We start from the raw sequence: 20,638 nt of genomic DNA, 5'->3' as shown, positions 1-20,638 counted from the left end.
TGAATTTTTGGTGGCTGGCCATTTGCCCATCCTAGAGTATTGTTATCCCAGTGTGAAAAGACCGTCTTCGACTTGGCAGCATTGTTCCCCCACCTCGCTGGTGATCACCGGATGGGGAGCGGTTTCCGCCGCCGGCACGTCGCCCGCTGATTTATGGCAGAGCGTCTGTCAGGCAGTGGTGCCAGCCCGCTGGTTGAATTGTGGAGCGACGGCGGATCGCTCCGCGCGTTATCCCGTTTGTTCGGTGGATGTTTTGCCACCGTTACCGCCGCCAGGCAGGGTGGCGCGGAAAATGGATCGGGGCGTACATTTGGCTGCGTTGGCGGCCTGGCAGGCATGGAATTCCGCGCGAACCGGCTCCGGGTGGGAGTGGACTCCAGAGCGGGTGGGAGTGGTGGCGGGCACTTCCCGCGGACCCGTTGAAATTTGGTCTGATCTGGTGGATAGCGCCCGGCAACATCGTAAAGCGCCATCGCTCGCTCCGGCCAGCGCCATTGCCGGTTTGAGCGGTGCTTTGTCCATTTTATTGAACGCCCGCGGACCTTGTTTCACGGTGTCCGCCGCCTGCGCATCCTCGGCGTCGGCCATTATTCTGGGGGCGCAACAATTATTGCTGGGTGAGGCGGATGTGGTCGTTGTCGGAGGAGCGGAGGCACCACTGTACGAGCCGCTATTGTGTCAGCTTGATGCCGCTGGTTTGTTGGGTACTGCCGCGACACCGGAAAAGGCATGCCGCCCGTTTGATGTCACTCGCAACGGCACCGTGTTGGGGGAGGGAGCCGCATTTCTTATCTTGGAAACCGAGGCGGGCGCACGGCAACGGGGAGCGAACATCCTGGCGCATCTGTCCGGATGGGCCATGAGTTCCGAGGCGCATGACCGCGTGGGTTTGGACGCCACCGGGGAAAGTCTGGCCCGAATCATGACCCAAGCCATACACCGCAGCAGTTTGGTTCCCGGAGAGATTGGTTATATCAACTTGCACGGTACCGGCACGCGGTTGAACGATCTGGCCGAGGCACACGCGGTACAGCGCGTTTTTGGAGCGGAGGTTCTCTGTTCTTCCACGAAACCAGTGACTGGCCATTGCATGGGTGCTTCAGCGGCATTAGAGGCGGTGATCGCCATTGAGTCGCTCCGACGGCAGGTGGTGCCACCGAGCGCCAATTGCCAACAACAGGATGCCGCGTGTGCCATCCATCTCGTTAGAGAAAAAGCCTCTGCATTTCGCGCGCGCGCGGTGATGTCAACGTCGCTTGGATTGTGGGGACATCAGGCCGCCTTGGTGTTTAGCCGGTAATCGCTCCAGATCAGCACGCCTCGTGCGCCGCTGGCCATGCCAAGATAAAAGACTCAGAGAAAAGACGGCTCTGGCTGGAAAGATTTCCAGCCAAGCCGCCGATATTCAAGGCCAGCACGAGAACGTGCCGACTTACATATTTCAATCTCATGCGCAAAGAGACTCTGCACCAGGCGTGATCAACCCGACCCGCTGCCGTTGACGACCAGCCAGTATGCCGCAAGCCTTAGCGCAAGAGAGCACGAACGCCACGCAAGCCGGCTTACGCGCCGAACTTATCAAACATCTTGGCGTTCGCCTGCATGTACCGCATCAGGAACTTGGCTTCAAACACGCCCAGTGAGCCCATGTTGGCGCCAGTTTCCGTGAAACGTTCCAGCTTGTCTGATCCGCTGATTGCGGAGTGCAACAGCACGGGCTGCGGATGCCAGGAATGGCCCTTGACAGCACACGGGGTCGAGTGGTCACCCGTGATGGCCAATACGTCCGGACATTTCTCCAAGAGGATGGGCAGCGCGGCATCAAATTCTTCGATGTACTTTTTCTTCGCCTCAAAATTACCGTCTTCACCGGCCTTATCCGTGTACTTGAAGTGGATGAAGAAAAAGTCGTAATTATCGTATTCCTTCAGGTACCGCTCGAACTGTTCCTTGATGGTCTGCGGTCCTTCGATTTTCTTCATGCCGACGAGTTGGGCCAGGCCCTTGTACATCGGGTACACCGCCAGGCAGGCGGGCTTGAGCTTGTAACGGTCTTCGAACAACGGGATTTCCGGCTGGTGCGCAATACCGCGCATCAGGAAGCCATTCGCCGGCTTTTCGTTCTTCAGGATGGGCAACGCAGCCTTGTAAAACTCCGCGATCAGCTTCGCCATTTTAGCTTGCTTGGTGTTTTCTGGATCACGCGGTTTGACGGCGGGAATCGCGAACCCTTCGCGGTTCGGATCGGCATCGGTCAGCGGACCTTCCAAGCCTTTGCCGCGGAAAATCACCACGAACCGGTGTTCTTTGCCAGCCTTGACGATGATTTCGGTATCGCCCAGCTTCTTGATTTTGGCAGCGAGTTTCGCGCACAGTTTCTCGCAGGTTTCCGTGGGAATACGACCGGCGCGGCGATCGGTGACAATCCCTTTGGCATCGAGCGTGGCAAAATTAGCGCGAGCGCAAACGTCGCCGGGCTTGAGTTCCACGCCCAACCCGAGCGCTTCGATGACGCCACGGCCCACTTGAAATTCCAGCGGGTCATAGCCGAACAGCCCCAGGTGACCGGGCCCGCTGCCAGGCGTAATGCCGGGAGCGACCGGGATCATGCGTCCCTGCGCGCAACCATCGGCAACCAACTTATCAAGGTTGGGAGTTGCGGCCGCTTCCAAAGGAGTCATTTCTCCCTGGCTTTTGGTGGCGATATCGCCAAGGCCATCCATGACCACCAGCGCGAGTTTCGCGTTGGTTTTCAACGTTAGTTCAGAATATAGGGTATCGAGGTTCATAACTGATTCCAATAGTTCAATTTCAATGTCCAATCCAACAATTCAAGTGACTGGTCGCCTTTAAGCGGCCAAACGCAGGTATCATGGGCATATTTTTGCCAACGTCAACGCGATAATTAGAGCTGATTATCATCGTTCCCGAGCGCCCCAGGGCCTGGTTGACTCACCGGATTTTATCTGCAAACCCTGTGGTTTGTGGCGCGCGTGCTTCAGGGCAAAATTCCGTCTGGATCTTCAAGCTCCCATACCTCGCGCAACGAATCGGGAGAAACGCAAAAGAGCGGAGGCGCTGTGGCAGCCATTGGGCTAAACCAGTTGCACCTCCGCCCCACTCAGACAATATCAGTTCAACCCGATATTACTTGGTTGGCACCGTCGCAATCGTCTGCAAAATGCGGCCAGCGATCTTGTATGGGTCGCCTTGGGAATTCGGACGACGATCTTCCAGATATCCACGGTAGTTATTATTGACAAAGCTATGCGGCACACGGACAGAGGCACCGCGGTTAGCCACGCCATAGTTGAACTTGTCAATGGACTGGGTTTCGTGCAGACCGGTCAGGCGCAGGTGATTGTCTGGACCATAAACGGCAATGTGTTCGTTCTTATACTTGTCGAAGGCCGCCATGAGGGCTTCGAAATACGCCTTGCCGCCGACCTCGCGCATGAAGGTGGTGGAGAAGTTGGTGTGCATGCCCGATCCATTCCAATCCACATCCTTGCCCAACGGCTTGCAGTGCCAATTGACTTCCACCTGGTATTTTTCACAAAGGCGCATCATTAAATAGCGCGCCACCCACATCTGGTCAGCGGCCGTCTTCGAGCCTTTGCCAAAAATTTGAAACTCCCACTGACCCTTGGCCACTTCGGCGTTGATGCCTTCGTGGTTGATGCCAGCGTCCAAGCAGAGATCCAGGTGCTTGTCCACGATCTCGCGAGCGATGTCGCCCACGTTTTCGTAACCCACACCGGTATAGTACTTGCCCTGCGGGGGCGGGAAATTGCCACCCGACGGAAAACCGAGCGGAGCTCCGTTCTTATAGAGGAAATATTCCTGCTCAAACCCGAACCAAGTGCCGGAATCGTCGAGGATCGTCGCGCGCGCGTTGCTCGGATGAGGAGTCTTGCAATCCGGCATCATGACTTCGCACATGACCAACGCGCCGTTCAGTTTGGTGCTGTCGGGATAAACCGCTACCGGTTTAAGCATGCAGTCCGAGCTGCGTCCTTCCGCCTGCCGGGTGGAACTCCCGTCAAAGCCCCACATGGGGAGCTGTTCCAGTTTGGGAAAACTGTCAAATTCCTTGACCTGGGTTTTGCCACGGATGTTCGCGACGGGTTCATACCCGTCAAGCCAGAGGTATTCCAATTTGTATTTCGCCATTTGTTTTGTCGCTAGTTAATTTTCTTTGTTATGATCTGCCAGTTACTCAACACGCAGTGTTAACTGCCGAAACTCTAAGCAGATCACATGCCATTTCAATCAGAAAAAGTCGGCCTGAAGCGAAAATCGTTAAAACCGCCTGTATGTGGCCGAAAATTGAAACAGTTCTTTGATGGATCGGACAACCGAATCAATAAAACTACTGTTAAAATATGATCATAATGATAAAAATTAACCACTCTGGCCTTTAATGATCAGGTGCTGCGGATTTAAGATTTTATGTCCACAAGCTCAGAAATGAACGGGGGCACGTCGCCGTTTGGCAATTACTTGGCAAACGCCAAATAATAGGCGATAGTTTGGCACGCACAGGTTGTTAAAAATCGAAGTCAGGGCGATTTGATTTGGCATGCAAGTTGCATACCAAGTCAGCTTGACACGGACAAGCCGGATTACGGAGTTATGCTGCAAGTTAAGGATACGCTCAGATCAACAGTTAAGCTCAGCTATGATGGCCGGGTATTCAAAACCTACCACGGCCCGAATGCTGCGGAGCGGTACGCCCGGGAGGTGCAGGTGCTGCGCCACTTGGAGGAGCGAGGGTGCGACTTTGTGCCGCGGTTGCTCGAAGCGGATCCAGAAAAACTGCGGATTGTCACCACCAACTGCGGCAGCCGGGTTGAGCATTTGGATGCGGAGCGCACCCGTGAACTATTTGCCGAACTGGAACGATTCGAGGTGCATCACGATGATGCGGACATGCGCAACGTCACCTACCGTCAGTCCGACGGGCGCTTTTGCTTGATCGATTTTGAGTTCGCCACTATCCTGCCGCCCTTAGAAAAGACCTAGGGTTCATGGAACATGATCATAATGTATCGGCCTCGGTGCGCCTGAAATGGTTCGGGCGCACGGATCGAGGCAAGGTGCGCCAAAACAATGAAGATGCGTTTTTGGGGCTGCAGTTTAATGCCCGCGAGGTATATCACCTTGGCCGGCTTGGCGAAGCTTCCATCACCACCATGGACTTTGCGTTTGCCGTGAGCGACGGTATCGGGGGAGCGCGGGCTGGCGAATGCGCCAGCCGGATCACGATGGACAAAACCACGGTCTTCCTGCCCAAACTCTTCAAGCTGTTTGCCACCGGGCTGGAACCTGGATTCGCCGACGCCTTTACCGAACTTTTTGATCGCATCCACCGGGCGCTATTGTTTGTGGGCAGCAGTTACGAGGAGTGCTCAGGCATGGAGGCCACCTTGAGCCTCTGCTGGTTTACGCCGGGCTGGATGTATTTCGGCCACATTGGCGATAGCCGCATTTATTATTTGCCGGCCCGGAGCGGCGGCATCCGGCAACTCAGCGAAGACGATACGCATGTGGGCTGGCTGTTCCGCACCGGCAAACTCAATGAGGGCGAGGCACGCCGGCATCCGCGGCGCAATGTGCTGCAAAAGGCGCTCGGCGGCGGCAATCAGTTTATCACCCCGCAGGTTGGAGCGGTGGCCTATGAGGCCGGGGACATCTTTCTGCTTTGCACCGACGGGGTAGTGGACGGTTTGTACAACCATCATCTGCTTGAGTATCTGCGGCCGACCAAGCCTTGGGGACCCACGGATGACCCGGCGCATCGGCTGGTGGAGGCCGCTTTGGAGCAGTCTGGTCGCGATAACACAACTGCGCTCGTGATTCAGATCCTTTAGCCATTGGGTGGCAACCGAGGAATTCAAGAGTGGTTGACTTCCCGGAGGCGGGCGCGTAGTGGTTACAGAACGCAATTGTGAAAACGGACACCTCAATTCCAGAAGTCTTTGGCCAATCACGGTTTCCCCGCCGGCGGGTGCTGGTGGTGGGCGGGCTGGCCTTGGGTTGCCAACTTGCCGGGCGCTGGTTGGAAGTGCCCGCGCAAGCCGCCACCGCACCGGCACAACCCATTATCCCATACAACCGGTTCCCGCGCATGGTCCAGGAATATTTCGTGACGCAAGTGCGCCAGGCGGAACAGGCCGGTTTGGCCCGCAAAGCCGCCTTAAAAAAACGGGCGGATGCCCGAGCGTACGTAAACGAAGTGCGCGCGAAAATCCGACGGGCGTTTGGTCCGTTGCCCGAGCGCACACCGCTAAACCCGAGGATCACCGGGACGCTGGACCGCGATACCTATCGCGTGGAGAAAGTCATTTTTGAAAGCCGCCCGGAATTTCTGGTTACGGCCAATCTCTACGTGCCCAAGGGGCGCACGTTCCCGCTGCCGGGGGTGGTGGTGTCGTGCGGGCATTCTGCCAATGGCAAGGCGATGGATTCCTATCAAAGTGTGGCCCAGTCGCTCGCACGCATGGGGTACGTGACTCTGATTTATGATCCGATTGGCCAGGGAGAACGGCTGCAATATACTGATGACCAGTTGCGGCCCCGGCATGGGAACGGGGTGTCTGAGCATATTCTCGCCGGCAACCAGCAATTTCTCACGGGTGAGTTTTTCGGCGCATGGCGTGCATGGGATGGCATTCGGGCCTTGGATTACCTGCTCACGCGTCCAGAAGTGAACCCCAAGCAGGTGGGCATCACCGGGAATTCCGGCGGCGGCACCCTCACCACCTGGCTGTGTGGCCTGGATCAACGCTGGACCATGGCTGCTCCCGCGTGTTTCATCACAACTTTCCGCCACAACCTGGAAAATGAACTTCCGGCGGATACCGAACAATGTCCGCCCCGTGCTTTGGCGCTGGGCTTGGATCACGATGATTTCCTGGCGGCGTTGGCGCCCAAGCCCATCATCATTCTGGCCAAGGAACAGGACTTTTTCGATGTGCGCGGGGCGCAGGAGTCCTTTGCCCGGTTGAAACGGCTCTACACGCTGCTGGGCGTGCCGGATAACATTCAGCTTCAAGTCGGCCCTACCAACCATGGGTATTCCCAGGAAAACCGCGAGGCTATGTACCGCTGGTTCAACCGTGTCACCAGCATTTCCGACCTGCAAGCAGAACCCGCACTAGTGCTGGAAAAAGAAGCCGACTTGCGCTGCACCCCGGCCGGGCAGGTGGCTGGGCTCAAATCCCGTCCGCTGCCCGCCTTCACGCGCGTGCGCGCTTGTGAATTGGCGGTCAGGCGTGGCGTGGTCGCCGGAAAAACCTTGGTCACCAGGGTTACCCAGGCGTTAAAGTTGCCCGAACGTCAGGGGATGCCGGATTATCGCATCTTGCGCCCGGTCGCGCAGCGCAGTTATCCCCAAGCGGGGGCCACCATTTATCCGGTGGAAACCGAGCCCGGTGTTTTCGCACTGGTGACACGCCTCTATGATCATACGCACGAATCGCGTCCGCCCAGTGGCCCGCGCCAGGCGATTCTCTATATTGCTGATCAGTCGGCGGATGAGGAACTCCGTTCCGAGCCTCTGGTTCGTGAACTATTGAAAGCGGAGCCCGAAATACCGTTGTATGCGTGTGACGTGCGAGGGATCGGGGAGTCGCGCCCGGACACGTGCGGCAAAGACCAGTTTTTCAAGCCGTATGGCAGCGACTATTTCTATGCCATTCATTCAATCATGTTGGACCGACCCTATCTCGGCATGAAAACCCTGGATGTATTGCGCGTTTTGGATTGGTTGGCGGGATTTGACCATCAGGAAATCCACCTGGCCGGACGCGGCTGGGGGGCATTGCCGGCGGCAATGGCAGCCTTGCTGTCAAAGCAGGTGACCCGGGTCACACTGAAAAACACCCTGACCGCCTATGATGCCATTGCCCAAAACGAGGAATATGACTGGCCGCTTTCGGCGTTTATACCAAGTGTGCTCGCCCAATTCGATTTACCGGATGTCTATCGCGCGCTCGAAACAAAGCAATTGCGCCTGATTGATCCAATGGGGGCGGTCAAGCCAGCCTAAAGTCGGCTTGTTTATTTGGAATGAAAAGCGCGATCTGAGTGGCTCATGAAAGCCAAATCCCAACTGATTGAGATGGTTGAAAAACGCCTGCGGGAAAACTGCGGGGCGCTGCCGGGAGAGCGTCTGCTGGTGGCGGTTTCCGGGGGCGTGGACTCCATGGTGTTGTTGCATTTGCTGGCGCAAGGAGCGCAACACCACGCCTGGGTGCTGGGTGTCGCCCACCTCAATCATGGACTTCGTGGGCGAGCCAGCGATGCGGATGAACGGCTGGTGCGTCGGACGGCCGCAGCGTTGGGCTTGGAATGTATCTGCGAACGGGTGAAAGCGGGTCAGTTGCGCCAGGCAGGTTCCATTTCGTTGGAGATGGCGGCTCGGGAAGCCAGGCATCGGTTCCTGCTTCGGGCGGCGAGCCAGTTCAAGACTACAAAAGTGGTGTTGGCGCATCATGCGGATGACCAGGCAGAGTTGTTTTTTGTGCGATTGCTGCGCGGCTCGGGAAGCGATGGGCTGGCCGGCATGGAATGGAATGGCGGATCTCCGTTTGATGCCCGAGTGCGGTTGCTGCGTCCGCTACTAGAGTGTTCCAAAAGCGAAATTCAGGCATACGCGCAGGCCGAACAACTTCAGCATCGCGAGGATGAATCGAACCAGGACCTGGACATGGAGCGCAATTGGGTGCGGCACGAACTGTTGCCGATCATGCTGGCCCGCCGCCCGGCGTTGCCGGCCATTCTGCCGCGCATCATGGAGACGCTGCGGGCCGAATCGGATTTTCTTGAATTCCTGGCGCGCGCTTGGATGACCGAGGCGGGCCCATCGTCTGTCCGACAGCCCTTTTCGGCCCTGCATCCGGCATTGCAGCGGACCTGTCTGCGGCTGCAATTGCCGGCGCTAAACGTGTTTCCAGAATTTGATCTGATCGAAAAACTGCGCACCAAACCCGGTAAAATGATGATCGCACCGGGAAACATCGCGGTGGTTTGTTCAGCGGATGGACGAGTAACTGTGGTGCCCAAAACCCATCAGGAGCTTTTCACGGATGCACAGCAATTCGTACCCTTGACGCGCAAAGGCGGACGGATTGAATTTGGCGGTCTGCAACTCCAGTGGAAACCGGGCAAGGGAACGGTCCCGGTGGGGAAGCCACCGACTGGCACCGAGTATTTTGACGCTGAAAAACTGGAGGGCGGGATCATGCTGCGCTATTGGCGTGCGGGTGACCGGTTTCAGCCTATCGGCATGTCGCATCCGGTCAAATTGCAGGACCTTTTCACGAATGAGAAGGTTCCCAGGGCGGCACGCCACCAACGGGTGGTGGGGATGACGGCTCCAGGGGAAATTTTCTGGGTGGAGGGGTTGCGAATAGGCGAACGTTTCAAGCTCGACAAGGAGACTCGGTTGTGGTTGAAATGGGGGTGGCAACGTATTGCTTCTGCCGGATAACTGCGGAAATACGGCGTAAAAGTGCGTTTACTGGACATTATTTTAACCCGATAATACCTCGGGAGGTGGTCTGGTTTGCGTCGGGCGGGGTTTGGTGATACGTTAAAGCCGATTTATACAATGTTTGACGACGAAAAACGAAACGATAAAGATAACGGCAATGGCGATTCCAGAATGCCCTCCAAGGGCTGGATGATCTGGATCATCATTCTGGCCACGATTCCGTTGCTGATGATGTTCAAGGAACGGGCCGACACTGCGGGCCGTCCGCTCACGTATTCAGAATTCATCCAAAAGGTGGAAAGCAACCAGATTGAATCTGGTACCATTATTTTCAACCCCCAATCGCCGGACCTGCGGGAAATCACCGGTCGTTACTTTAAAACCGACGATAAGGGAGTGCGGGTTATGGAGGCTGGCAAGCCAGCATTGGTGGCGTTCCGGATCAAGACGGTGCTGCCGGACAAAATGCGCGATAAATTGCTGGAAAGCGGCAAGTTTGACAGCAAGGAGCCGAACACATTCCTGATGCAGATGCTCGTGGGTTTGCTGCCCGTGCTGATCATTGTGGCCATTATCTACTTCTTCCTGATCCGCCAAATTAAAAATGCGGGACGCGGTGCCCTGAGCTTTGGGAAAAGCAAGGCGCGCATGTTGAACAAGGAAAAGAACAAGACCACTTTCAAAGATGTCGCCGGCGTGGAGGAAGCCAAGGAAGAGGTGGAAGAACTGGTGGAGTTCCTGAAAGATCCGAAGAAATTTCAAAAGCTGGGTGGACGCATCCCCAAGGGCATTTTGATGGTGGGTGCGCCTGGTACCGGCAAAACCCTTCTGGCCAAGGCCATCGCGGGTGAGGCCGATGCTTCCTTTTTCAGCATCAGCGGTTCGGATTTTGTGGAGATGTTTGTCGGTGTGGGCGCCAGTCGGGTGCGCGATATGTTCGAGCAGGCGCGCAAGAGCACGCCGTGCCTGATCTTCATTGATGAAATTGACGCGGTGGGCCGCAGTCGCGGCCATGGTCTGGGCGGTGGCAATGACGAACGCGAGCAGACGTTGAACGCGCTGCTGGTGGAAATGGACGGCTTTGACACCACCGAAGGCATCATCATCATCGCGGCCACCAACCGGCCCGATGTGCTCGATCCGGCGCTGTTGCGTCCGGGACGTTTTGACCGGCAGCTCACGGTGAACCTGCCGGATGTTCGTGGGCGCGAGGCGATTCTCAAAGTCCATGCCAAGCGGGTGAAATTGGAACCCAATGTGGACCTGGCCATTATTGCGCGGGGCACCCCCGGCTATTCCGGCGCTGAACTGGCGAACCTGCTGAACGAAGCGGCGTTGCTGGCGGCGCGCGGCAATAAGAAGGCCATTGCGATGGTGGACTTGGAGGAGGCGCGGATCAAAGTGCGCTGGGGCCGGGAACGCCGCAGCATGGCCATGAGCGAGGACGAAAAGCGGCACACCGCCTGGCACGAAGCGGGGCACGCCCTCGTCAATGTGATGTTGCCGCATACGCATCCGTTGCACAAGGTAACCATTATTCCGCGCGGCCAATCGTTGGGCTCGACCATGTCCCTGCCCAAAGAAGACGTTTTGAATCGGCGCAAGAAAGAGATGCTCGATCTCCTGGCAGTCATCATGGCTGGCCGGATTGCGGAAGAGTTGTTTTCCGGCGACATTTCCACCGGCGCATCCAGCGATATTCAGCAGGCCACCTCCATGGCCCGTGCCATGGTCTGCCAGTACGGCATGAGCGACAAGATGGGCATGGTGCAATATGGCGAGGAAGACGGCTATGTATTCCTTGGGCGCGAGATGGTGCGCCGCAAAGATTACAGCGAATCCACCGCCCGTGAGATTGACGAGGAAGTGAAGATCCTCATTGAATCCTCCTATAAGTGCGCTAAAGATTTGATTCTGGCCAACCGCGACAAACTCGAAATCATTGCCAATGCGTTGCTGGAATTTGAAACACTGGATGGCAGCCAGGTGACTGACATCATCAAGACCGGCAAGTTTACCCCGTCTGAGCCTCAGATGAAATTGCCGCCGCCGACTGGCGCGCCCGCCGGCACTCCGTTGCCGGAGGTAATCAAGCCCGCGCCGCCCAAGATTCCCGGTCTGGGCACGCCCTCACCGGTGACCGCGTAATAAAGCCTGTTGTTCCTCGCACTTGTAAGGGACTATTGTGGCCGAAAACACCTCGGCGTTCAGTTGCAGGCGTGGCAATAGTTATTCATGAGGTGACTCGCTCACTTCAACTCCGTGCGCAAGGTTAAAATCCCGTGTGCCGGCACCACGATGGCTCCGCTGACTTGGCTTAACCTCCGCTCACTGGTGTCGCTGAACCACAACTGTTTCGGTGCGGTCTGCGGCCAAGTTAAGGTGGCATTGGCCGGTTGGTCGCCGGTCCCCAGCAGCCGCACGATAAATGCTTGGCCATCGTCGCTGGGCTTGAATCCACTCACCAGCACTTCCGCCGGTTCGACGCGCAACAACGGCGTGCCGCGCGGAGCGATCCCCCGCCCCGGCACCGCCACCAACGGCTGACTGAAACCGGTGGCAAAACGGGAGGCCCCGGCAGGCGTGGTGCCCCGGTGTGGACGCAAGATGAAACGGAACACCATCGGGCCTTCCTGGTAAGCACGGTAGTTGGTGCCCCAGTGGTTGTTCATCGCCCAGGAATACAGCTTCTGCGAGCGGTCAATCTTTTTGCGCCAAACGTCCGGATTGTACTGGGAATTCAGCATCGTGGCGGTGATGCCGCCCACCTGTACCAAGGGGGCATCCAACGTGACCCAGGTCACCCCATACGCGTCATTGGCCACATCCACCCAGCGGCCCACCGTCAGCCAGTTTTTGCAGGCACTCGGCATCTGGTCCTCCTCCGGACGCATGATGCCGAGCGGTATATCCATCCGCATCCGGCCATCCGGCACATTGAATGGAAAAGCAAAGTTGACACTCTCCTTGCCATCGTTGGCATGATAACTCTTCGCCTCGATCCGTTTCTTATCCACCGTATTGAGCAGTTCCACGTAGTCCGCCTCCGCCACCAGGCGGATTTCGCGGAGGAGTTTGTGGCAGCCCGGTGCATCCGACTCCACCAGCAGCGAGGCCACCAGCGGGCCGCGGTCGCGGACCGTGATCTTAACCGGCCCATTGCGCTGGAGGGCGGTCAAGTCGTCGCTGATGAGATAGAGGTAGTCGTTCAGCGCATGCCCCGAGGCGGTGTCGGCAAGGTTGGCATCAATGCCGCTCGCGCGGAGTTCCACCACGGCACCGGTCTGTTCATCCAGGCGCACGTGAAGTTTGCCGTTATCCAAGGTGGCACCGTCGGCAGTGGCCTTGATTTCACCGGGCGCTTTCCCCGCCTTGCTGATCGTGTAACGGCGGCCCGAAAACGGCGGCAGGTCTTTCACCATCACCGCCAGTTTTCGGCTGGCCAATCGTTGCGCGGGTACCGGTAGCCCCTGGTCATCGGTGACAAACGTGCCGACTTCCGAAAGTTCCATCGGAATCAAGACCAGTTCACTGCGTGGCCAGGAGGTGGTATTATAAATATCCACGCACGCGGATTTCGCCGCCGGGTTGGTGGTCGAGGCGGGAGTAACGGGTATAAAGCCCGCGCCACTTTGCGCGGCATCGCTCAAGAGTTGGCGCGATTGCAGGTTCGCGATGGTGGCATAGGACTGCTTGATGTTCCATTGATCGGCGGTGAACGGATTCGCCGGCTGGGAGATGCTGCAATACGCGCCCCAGGTGTGCTCCGAATAGAGCAATACGTTGTTCCAGGCGGCCTCAAATTTCTTCGCCGGATAACGTTTGGGATCGAGCATCGCCCAGAGGGTTTCTGCCTGAGCCAGCCGTTCGGAACTGGCCCGGTTCATTGCGGTCTCGGCGGCGGAAGAACCAGCGCCGTCTTCCCAATAGGGCGTCCAGTCGCCGCGTACCTGCGGCAGTTTATCGCCGTAACGTTTCTCAAAGGCGCGGAACGCCTCGCTGGTGGAGGCAATCACGAATTGCGGCCAGGCGTGGGTTTCATTCCACTCTTTCACGAAATCACAGATGGCGGGATCCGGCACGGCATTATCGCCATGGCCAGCCCAGCGGACATAGGCAATCTCGTAGGGATAATCCCGTTTGTCCAACCCGGTGCTGAATTCTTCGACCAGTTGCGTGGTCATCTTGCCGTAGCGATGCGACATGGCGTAGCCCCAGAACGGAATCCACACCAACACCTTGCTCTGGCCATCGGGACCGACCCACCAGAACGGCTTGTTTTCCCACTGCACCAGAATGTCGCCAATGCGGTCGAAGTAATTCGGTGCCACCGAGAAATACTTGATGCCCGCCTGCGCCATGGCGGTAACGGTGCCCCACGTGTAGCCGGGAACGTCGCTGATCATGGCGGAGTCCACCGGCACGCCCGTGCGCTCACCGAGCTGGGTCGCATAACGGAACAAGCGGATCAATTCCTCGGGCCGGCAAAGGCCGGTGAGTTCATTCAGATACATTCCGTTGAGCGCAACCTGGCCGTGTTTAACGGCCTCAAAAAACTCCGCCTGCTGTTTGGTTGTCAACCGTTGCAAAAACAGGTCCGCCGCCCAGAGCACCTCGACATTCCAGACAAACCGTGCTCCCGCCGGATAGCTGGCGGTGCGCCGCGCATCGGCCAACCCTTGCAAGAGGTTGTTGATCTGTTTCTCTTCAATGTCGGTTTGGATGGCCGTGTAACCGATGTCGGTATGCGAATGCGGCAGGATATACACCGTCAACTTCCGCGCCGGCTTAAGCGTAATCGCGCGCGTGATCGTCTGCTGCCCCTCAATTTCCACGGCCACCTTCAGCGATTGTTCTGTGTCGGCAACGGCCACCGTATATTCCAGCGTGTGACGGCCAAAAGTCAGGTCCAAAGACCGCGCCTCCTGCCCCTGCAACAGCACGCGCGCTTTCATCGGTTGGGCGTAAGGATTGTCGAGCGTCAACTTGAGCGGCTGCACCAACGCTGCGCCACGGCGGTCAATGACTTGCACCGTCTGCGAATCAATGCCCATCGCCGAAGGCGTCGCCTCCGAATTTTCGGCACCAAAAAACGCGATCTCCGCCCCGCCCACCGTGCCGTGCGAACTACCCAGCCGGGTAACTCGCCAACGCACCCGTTGCGCCATGACCGACTCCGGCAGTGCAAAGAAGGTGACTCCGGCCCGCTGGTTCACATGGGTGACTGGCCACGTCGCGAGCAGTTTGCCATCGGCAGCGAAAAACGCCAATTCGGATGCCGCAATGGTCGCGGGATCATTGCGATCCTGGTGACGAAACCCGCCCAGGTACACCGGCGCGCCGAAATCGAACTCCACAAACGTATTCGTCCCTTTGCCATTCGAGGCGAACTCCGTTTTCAAATCGTTATCGAGCAGCCGGGTGGCCGCAAATTTTCCACCTGGATACTCTTCGGCGGACGCGACAATTTTGGGCGGCGGCAAGGGCAGCAAACGGACAAACGCGCCATCCCTTTGCAACGCTGCTCCGTGGGTAGCCCCAACGGACGCCAAGGTGAACATCCAGCAGATGAACCAGTCTCGTAATGCTTTCATAAGCTCAGTTCTACCAAGGGGCGCCGCCCGCTGCAACTCCTGTAAACGTATTTTTATCAAGGGAAATTTTTGCTGGGAATTTCTTTGTTATGTGACTCGGATGGCATCAAGGCTCGACAACCACTCGTGACGTGATATTTGTATAGCGTGTTCATCATGAAAAATTGGTTATTGTCGTTGGTTTTTATGGTTGCCTGGCTGGCTGATCCCACGCTGGTGAGCGGCGCGCTGTTGCCAGAGTGCGACTTGCGGGGAACCAATGTTGTCACCGTGAATACGCCGCGCACCTTCCCTGAAATTGCATCGAAGGCGGACTGGCAGGAGCGCGCCAACGCGATCCGCACGCAGGTGCTCGTGAGTGCCGGGTTGTGGCCGATGCCGGAGCGTGGTCCCATCAAGGCGACTATTTTTGGGCGAACGGAATATCAGAATTTCAGTATTGAGAAGGTATATTTTGAAAGTGTGCCGGGATTCAACCTGTGCGGCAGCCTCTACCGGCCATTGGGAAAGGGTAATGGACCGCATCCCGCAGTGTTGAATCCGCATGGGCACTGGAAAAATGGGCGACTGGAAGATAGTACCAATTGCAGCCATGCGGCGCGATGCATCACCCAGGCGCGCTTGGGAATGGTGGCATTTTCGTATGACATGCCGGGCTACAATGACACTCAAATCGCCCCGCCGCCGGGCGTGACCAATTACCGGGCGCACTATGCGTTCACGAAAAATGCCACCAATTTGCTCTGGGCCATTCATCCCATGGGATTGCTGACCTGGGACAGTTTGCGCGCGCTGGATTTCTTATGCGGGCTGCCGGATGTGGATACTAACCGCCTGGCGTGTACGGGCGAATCGGGCGGCGGAACGCAGACCTTTCTGCTGGGCGCGGTGGACGATCGCCTTTCGGTGTTGGCCCCCACCGTCATGGTGTCGCATTCCATGCAAGGTGGTTGCACCTGTGAAAACATGCCGGGCTTGCGCATCGAGTACAATAACATGGAAATTGCCGCCACGGCCGCGCCAAGGCCACAGATTTTCATGTCCGCCACCGGGGATTGGACCAAGGCGTTCATGACGGTCGAGGGGCCTGCCATCCGGAGCGTCTATGACCTCTTTCGGGCGGGTGATCGCGTGCGGTACAAGGTGTTGCCGTACAAACATAATTACAACCAGGAAACGCGTGAGCATGTGGCGGCGTTTTTTGCGCAATACCTGTTGCGTCAACCCGCCCGAGAGAGCATTCCGGAGTTACCCTACCCCCCGGTGGACAGCCTGAATTTGCGGGTGTTTTCCGAGGCGCAAATGCCGACCAATCTGGCCACCGAAACGCAACTGGCCAACCACTTCAAACAGGCGGCCCGAGCGCATTTTGCCTCGTTACTGCCAAACAACGCGGTCGAGTTGGAACGGTACTGCCAAATAATGCGACCCGCCTGGCAACACACGTTGCAGGTGGAATCGCCCAAGGACAAATTACGCGTGGTGGTTCAGGAGAAAAAAGAACACGGTGCCCACACGTTAACCCGTGCATGGATCGGACGCGATGGACGCGGTGATCGCGTGCCGGTCCACCTTTATGTGCCACAGAAAGCAAAGCAAATTCTGGTCACCGCCGTGCTGGCCCACCCCAAAGGCCACGCCGGAGTTGTGAATCCACAGGGTACACCTGCCGGAATATTACGCGCACTACTGGACAAAGGCGTCACGGTGGTAGTTCCGGACTTATATCAAACCGGCACGGTGTTCGATGCCGCCAAGGCAGCGATCCGCACCAATCAGGCGGATTTGTTGTTCACCACGTACAACCGCACAGATGCCCAAGAGCGAGTCCAAGATTTGGTGACCGCCTGCGCCTTTGCCCGAATGCAGGATGGCAATGAATCGCAGGTCGTATTGGTTGGCGTGGAACGGGCCGGGCTGTGGGCCATGCTGGCCGCCCCAGCGGCGGACACCTTGATTGCGGATGTCAATGCCATGGACCTGGATGATGAGTCCGCTTTGCTCACCAGCGATATTTTTGTGCCCGGTCTGCTGCGAATGGGCGGTTTTCAAAGCATTCTACTGCTGACGGCCCCCCGGCCGGTCATGCTCTACAACACCGCGAAAAATTTCAGCATGCCGCAAATCTCGCCGGTGTATGAAAAATTGGGCGCGAAACGCGGGATTCGTCCGCATCCACGAATCCCGCCGGATAATGAACTGGCCGCGCTGGTGGTGTCGCTGGGAAGACGCAGCAATTGAAGTCCGTCCCTTCGCATGGATTATTGCCCGCGAGCGAGTTCTTTCCAGTGTGTCACAAAGTAAATGATCGCCGCACCAACCAACACAACTATAAGGGCTACCCGCCCATTGACCTCGATCCGGTGCCAAATGGTGGATGAACTCACCACTGGCGGTGCCGACGGCAGAACGTTCGAGGCAGTGCTTGGAACTGGGATGTCGCTAATAGTCTGCTTTGGCGGTGAAAGGTTAGAGGCGCCAATTGGTATGTTCGACACTTCCTCCTTCGTCACTCGGCGCGTTACAGTTTCTGCCTCGGCAGCAGGGTTGGCTGGGATGGCGGGCTGATTTGTCACCTCGACCTTCTGGGGCCGGTTCTTGGGGGCGGGCGCCTGCTCCAGGCGGAATTTGCTGTCACCGATCCGGATGACATCGCCGGGCTTGATCGGCGTTTCCGTCACCCCCTGGCCGTTCACGCGGGTGCCATACCGGCTGTTGAGATCGCGTATCCACCAAGCACCATCGCGAAATTCCAAACTGCAATGCCGGGAGGAAACTGCGGAATCCTGTATCACAATGTCGTTATCCGCAGCACGCCCAATGCGCGTGACACTGCTTGGGGACAGCACCAGCGACCGGGCAATGGTCTCATTCACCTGCATGATCTGGATTTGATGGCAGGAAATATTGACAGCAGAAGTTGGTGTTCCCGACTCCGCATCGTTCTTCGCCTGAAGCGAGGCGATTAATGGAACGCTGGCAGGCGGCGGCAAAGGACTGACAACCAGCGGCTGAGGGCCTTGGGTAGATGGTCTAACCGGCTCCGGTGCCACGCTCTCCGGAGGCACGTTTTTGGCGACGGACACCTGTTCCAAGCGGAGTTCGCTGTCACCGATTCTGATACGGTCGCCAACCATGAACCTGGCTTCCGTCACCCGCAAGCTATTGATGCGGGTGCCGTAACGGCTGTTGAGATCGCGAACCCACCAGGAGTCGTCGCGGAATTCCAAAAGGCAGTGCTGGGAAGAAACCGAGGAATCCTGCATGACGAGGTCGTTGTCTGGAGCACGCCCGATGCGCGTGACACTGGCAGACGACACCACCTGCGTCCCGACCATGGTTCCATCCACCCGAGCGATCCGGATTTGATAAAGATCGCCGGACGGAATAGGGTTGGGTGCCACTTCCGCCTTTGCCACCAGAGGAGAGGCGGGCAGTGCAATCCGAAGCGGCATCGGTTCGGGTGGTTTTAAGTCGGTAGTGTAATCGCGCCCCTGGGGTTCAGCACCGGGGCGTATCCAAGCCATACTGTTGGTGATGGCCGACGAATACCTGCACTGAGCGGTATCACACTCCTGATCGCCAGATTGACATCCGGTAATTTCGTTCAGGATTACTTCCTGTTTTTTCAGGACACAATACCGTTTGGTTGTTGCCATTTATCCCTTTCACGCTTGCTTTTGGCAAAAGCTCATGGGTGATATGATACCCGCGCACCGATCAAGGTCAAGTGCCAAACTAGCTGATTTTCGGTGTCAATTGCAGAATAACGACGGAGTCAAGGCGGCAATGGCTTGGACTTCCCAACCGATTCAATGCCGAAAATCCAGTCCCTCCCGCACCATTCATAAATACTAAAATTGTGCATCCCGACTTCAGGATAGCTAACTATAATAATAAAATATATTAATATTGCATCGCCCGTCAACGGAGTACTATGCCCTTGCCCTAAGAACAACAAAACGTAATAACAAAAGAAATACTATGATAAACAAGCCCCATTCCGCCATGGCGGCCAATGAATGTGAACCGCACCATGCCAATCCGGTCCACCACGCCTTTGCACAGACACCGCTCCTGCTGGCAGCGGCCTTATTCGCCAGCATTGCCGGCACCCACGCCGCCGTGCTGGTCTCCAATCTCGGGACGACTCGCGGTGGCACCCCTGGTTATGAGTTTGCCACAATTAATAATCCCTCACTCGGAGTGGGCCAAGACGTGGCCAATTCGTTCACGACGGGAAACAGCGCAACGCCGCTGGGCAGCATAACCCTGACCTGTGCGGGCGGTTTTGGCAGTGGCTTTTCCGCCTTCCTGTTTAGTGACGCGACTGGTGTGCCGGGCACTTCGCTCACGACGTTGAGCGGACGAATTGATCCTTATGGTGGTGGCACTTTCGATTACGCCCCCTCAAGCGCCTTTACCTTGCAGGCCAATACCACGTACTGGGCGGTGCTCTCCGGGATAAATGACGGGGCGGCCAAGCGATTTCCTCACGGACCCGCCGCCCCGCCCGTTCGACTGGGTCTTTGAGCACACGCTGTTCTGCGCCATCCAGCCGGAGCGCCGCGCGGATTACGTGCGCGCCGTCCTGCGCTGGCTGAAGCCCGGCGGGCAATTCCTGGCTGTGCATTACATCATCCCGGACACCGAGGGCCCGCCGTTTGGCACCACCCGCGAGGAGGTTCTCCGGTGGTTTTCCCCGCACCTGACGCTGCGGGAAGATTGGGTGCCGCGCTCGTACGCCAACCGCGCAGGGCTGGAGCGCATGTTCTGGTGGACCGCTCCCTAGCGCGGATAGGGTGCCTCAATTGGGACTCCTTACGTCGTCTGCTACGTACTTTGTTGCGCGTTTTTGGTGGTCAATGGGGCGATTTTGGGACAGAATGCTGCGCATGAAAACCACGACGAAAGTATGGCTGGGCGCAAGCGCGCTGCTCGCCCTCGTCGTGGCGTTGATCTGCTACAGAAGCAAGCCCGCCGAACCCAGCTACCAGGGGAAGAGCCTGAGCGAGTGGGTAGGGAAGATTAAGGCGATCACCTTTCCCGAGATCAACCTCGGATCGGATTCGAACACGGTGCAAGTCGCGGAGGCCCTGCGGGCCATGGGCACCAATGCACTGCCGGAAATACTGGCCATGCTCGACGCGAATGACTCCATCGTCCATAAATATATCCGAACGATCAATCACCGCCAGAATTACGGAATCCCGATGGGTCCAGAGCCAGAGATAAGCAGAGTTCAGGCTGTCCGGGCGTTTACGCTGCTAGGGGCAATCGCTAAACCCGCCATCCCGCAATTAGTCGCCCGATTGGAGGATACCAACCGCACCTTCGATGCTGCTGCCGCCCTGGCAGGCATCGGACCTGATGCCTATCCGCAGTTATTGCAGGCCTTGCACCACACCAACAGTGAGATTCGAAGTCAAATTGCCATGGGGATCGGATCGCATGGAAGCAATGCGTCGTTCGCGGTACCCTGCTTGATCTCAATGCTATACAGCAGCGCATAAATAACGCTACATAAAGATTCTTAAAAAAACGG

The 20,638-nt window shown here is 57.3% G+C and carries 14 protein-coding genes; 10 read left to right on the top strand and 4 right to left on the bottom strand.

Features of this window, described 5'->3' with window-relative positions; translation table 11 throughout:
• Positions 1 to 52: 52 nt before the first annotated feature.
• Positions 53 to 1,300 (top strand): beta-ketoacyl-[acyl-carrier-protein] synthase family protein, encoded by a 1,248-nt coding sequence (locus tag WCO56_00070; protein MEI7727936.1) that lies wholly within the window; start codon positions 53 to 55, stop codon positions 1,298 to 1,300.
• Positions 1,301 to 1,562: 262 nt separating this feature from the next.
• Here the strand turns inward: WCO56_00070 and WCO56_00065 are convergent, their stop codons facing one another.
• Positions 1,563 to 2,789, bottom strand: coding sequence for a 2,3-bisphosphoglycerate-independent phosphoglycerate mutase (locus WCO56_00065; protein ID MEI7727935.1), 1,227 nt, complete (start codon positions 2,787 to 2,789; stop codon positions 1,563 to 1,565).
• A 358-nt stretch (positions 2,790 to 3,147) separates the two neighbouring features.
• Entirely contained in the window at positions 3,148 to 4,173 is a 1,026-nt protein-coding gene (locus tag WCO56_00060) for a glutamine synthetase beta-grasp domain-containing protein (protein MEI7727934.1), read from the bottom strand.
• A gap of 462 nt (positions 4,174 to 4,635) precedes the next feature.
• On the opposite strand from WCO56_00060, the gene WCO56_00055 reads away from it, so the two are divergent.
• From WCO56_00055 to ftsH, 5 genes are all read left to right on the top strand, one after another.
• Positions 4,636 to 5,025, top strand: coding sequence for a serine/threonine protein phosphatase (locus tag WCO56_00055; protein ID MEI7727933.1), 390 nt, complete (start codon positions 4,636 to 4,638; stop codon positions 5,023 to 5,025).
• A 5-nt stretch (positions 5,026 to 5,030) separates the two neighbouring features.
• Positions 5,031 to 5,873 carry a PP2C family serine/threonine-protein phosphatase gene (locus tag WCO56_00050; GenBank protein ID MEI7727932.1) on the top strand — a complete coding sequence of 281 codons (843 nt, stop codon included), beginning with the start codon at positions 5,031 to 5,033 and terminating at the stop codon, positions 5,871 to 5,873.
• A 77-nt stretch (positions 5,874 to 5,950) separates the two neighbouring features.
• Positions 5,951 to 8,053 (top strand): acetylxylan esterase, encoded by a 2,103-nt coding sequence (locus tag WCO56_00045; protein MEI7727931.1) that lies wholly within the window; start codon positions 5,951 to 5,953, stop codon positions 8,051 to 8,053.
• 45 nt (positions 8,054 to 8,098) lie between these two features.
• Positions 8,099 to 9,496 (top strand): tRNA lysidine(34) synthetase TilS, encoded by a 1,398-nt coding sequence (gene tilS, locus WCO56_00040; protein ID MEI7727930.1) that lies wholly within the window; start codon positions 8,099 to 8,101, stop codon positions 9,494 to 9,496.
• A 120-nt stretch (positions 9,497 to 9,616) separates the two neighbouring features.
• The gene (gene ftsH, locus WCO56_00035) at positions 9,617 to 11,647 is read left to right on the top strand and encodes an ATP-dependent zinc metalloprotease FtsH (GenBank protein MEI7727929.1); all 2,031 of its coding nucleotides are present in this window, start codon (positions 9,617 to 9,619) and stop codon (positions 11,645 to 11,647) included.
• A gap of 101 nt (positions 11,648 to 11,748) precedes the next feature.
• Here ftsH and WCO56_00030 read toward each other — a convergent pair whose 3' ends face one another.
• On the bottom strand, positions 11,749 to 15,093 hold the full coding sequence (locus WCO56_00030) for a hypothetical protein (protein ID MEI7727928.1): 3,345 nt from the start codon (positions 15,091 to 15,093) through the stop codon (positions 11,749 to 11,751).
• 156 nt (positions 15,094 to 15,249) lie between these two features.
• Here WCO56_00030 and WCO56_00025 point away from each other — a divergent pair, with 156 nt between their 5' ends.
• Positions 15,250 to 17,334: a hypothetical protein gene (locus WCO56_00025; GenBank protein ID MEI7727927.1), complete on the top strand. Its 2,085-nt coding sequence runs from the start codon at positions 15,250 to 15,252 to the stop codon at positions 17,332 to 17,334.
• A gap of 20 nt (positions 17,335 to 17,354) precedes the next feature.
• On the opposite strand, the gene WCO56_00020 is transcribed toward WCO56_00025, so the two are convergent.
• Positions 17,355 to 18,752, bottom strand: coding sequence for an FHA domain-containing protein (locus tag WCO56_00020; GenBank protein ID MEI7727926.1), 1,398 nt, complete (start codon positions 18,750 to 18,752; stop codon positions 17,355 to 17,357).
• Between the two features lie 325 nt (positions 18,753 to 19,077).
• Here WCO56_00020 and WCO56_00015 point away from each other — a divergent pair, with 325 nt between their 5' ends.
• The 3 genes from WCO56_00015 (at position 19,078) to WCO56_00005 (ending at position 20,606) form a co-directional block, all read left to right on the top strand.
• A complete protein-coding gene (locus tag WCO56_00015) occupies positions 19,078 to 19,626 on the top strand; it encodes a choice-of-anchor R domain-containing protein (protein ID MEI7727925.1) in 549 nt (182 codons plus the stop codon).
• Complete coding sequence (locus WCO56_00010; protein MEI7727924.1) at positions 19,562 to 19,885, top strand: hypothetical protein; 324 nt, start codon at positions 19,562 to 19,564, stop codon at positions 19,883 to 19,885. Before WCO56_00015 ends, WCO56_00010 begins: the two co-directional genes overlap by 65 nt.
• Positions 19,886 to 19,988: 103 nt before the next feature.
• Entirely contained in the window at positions 19,989 to 20,606 is a 618-nt protein-coding gene (locus tag WCO56_00005) for a HEAT repeat domain-containing protein (GenBank protein MEI7727923.1), read from the top strand.
• The last annotated feature ends 32 nt before the right edge of the window (positions 20,607 to 20,638 follow it).

Source organism: Verrucomicrobiota bacterium (assembly GCA_037139415.1).
In the GTDB taxonomy this organism is placed as follows: Bacteria; Verrucomicrobiota; Verrucomicrobiia; order Limisphaerales; family Fontisphaeraceae; genus JBAXGN01.
Note: the sequence above shows the minus strand (reverse complement) of the source record. Positions and strands in the feature narration are given on the sequence as shown.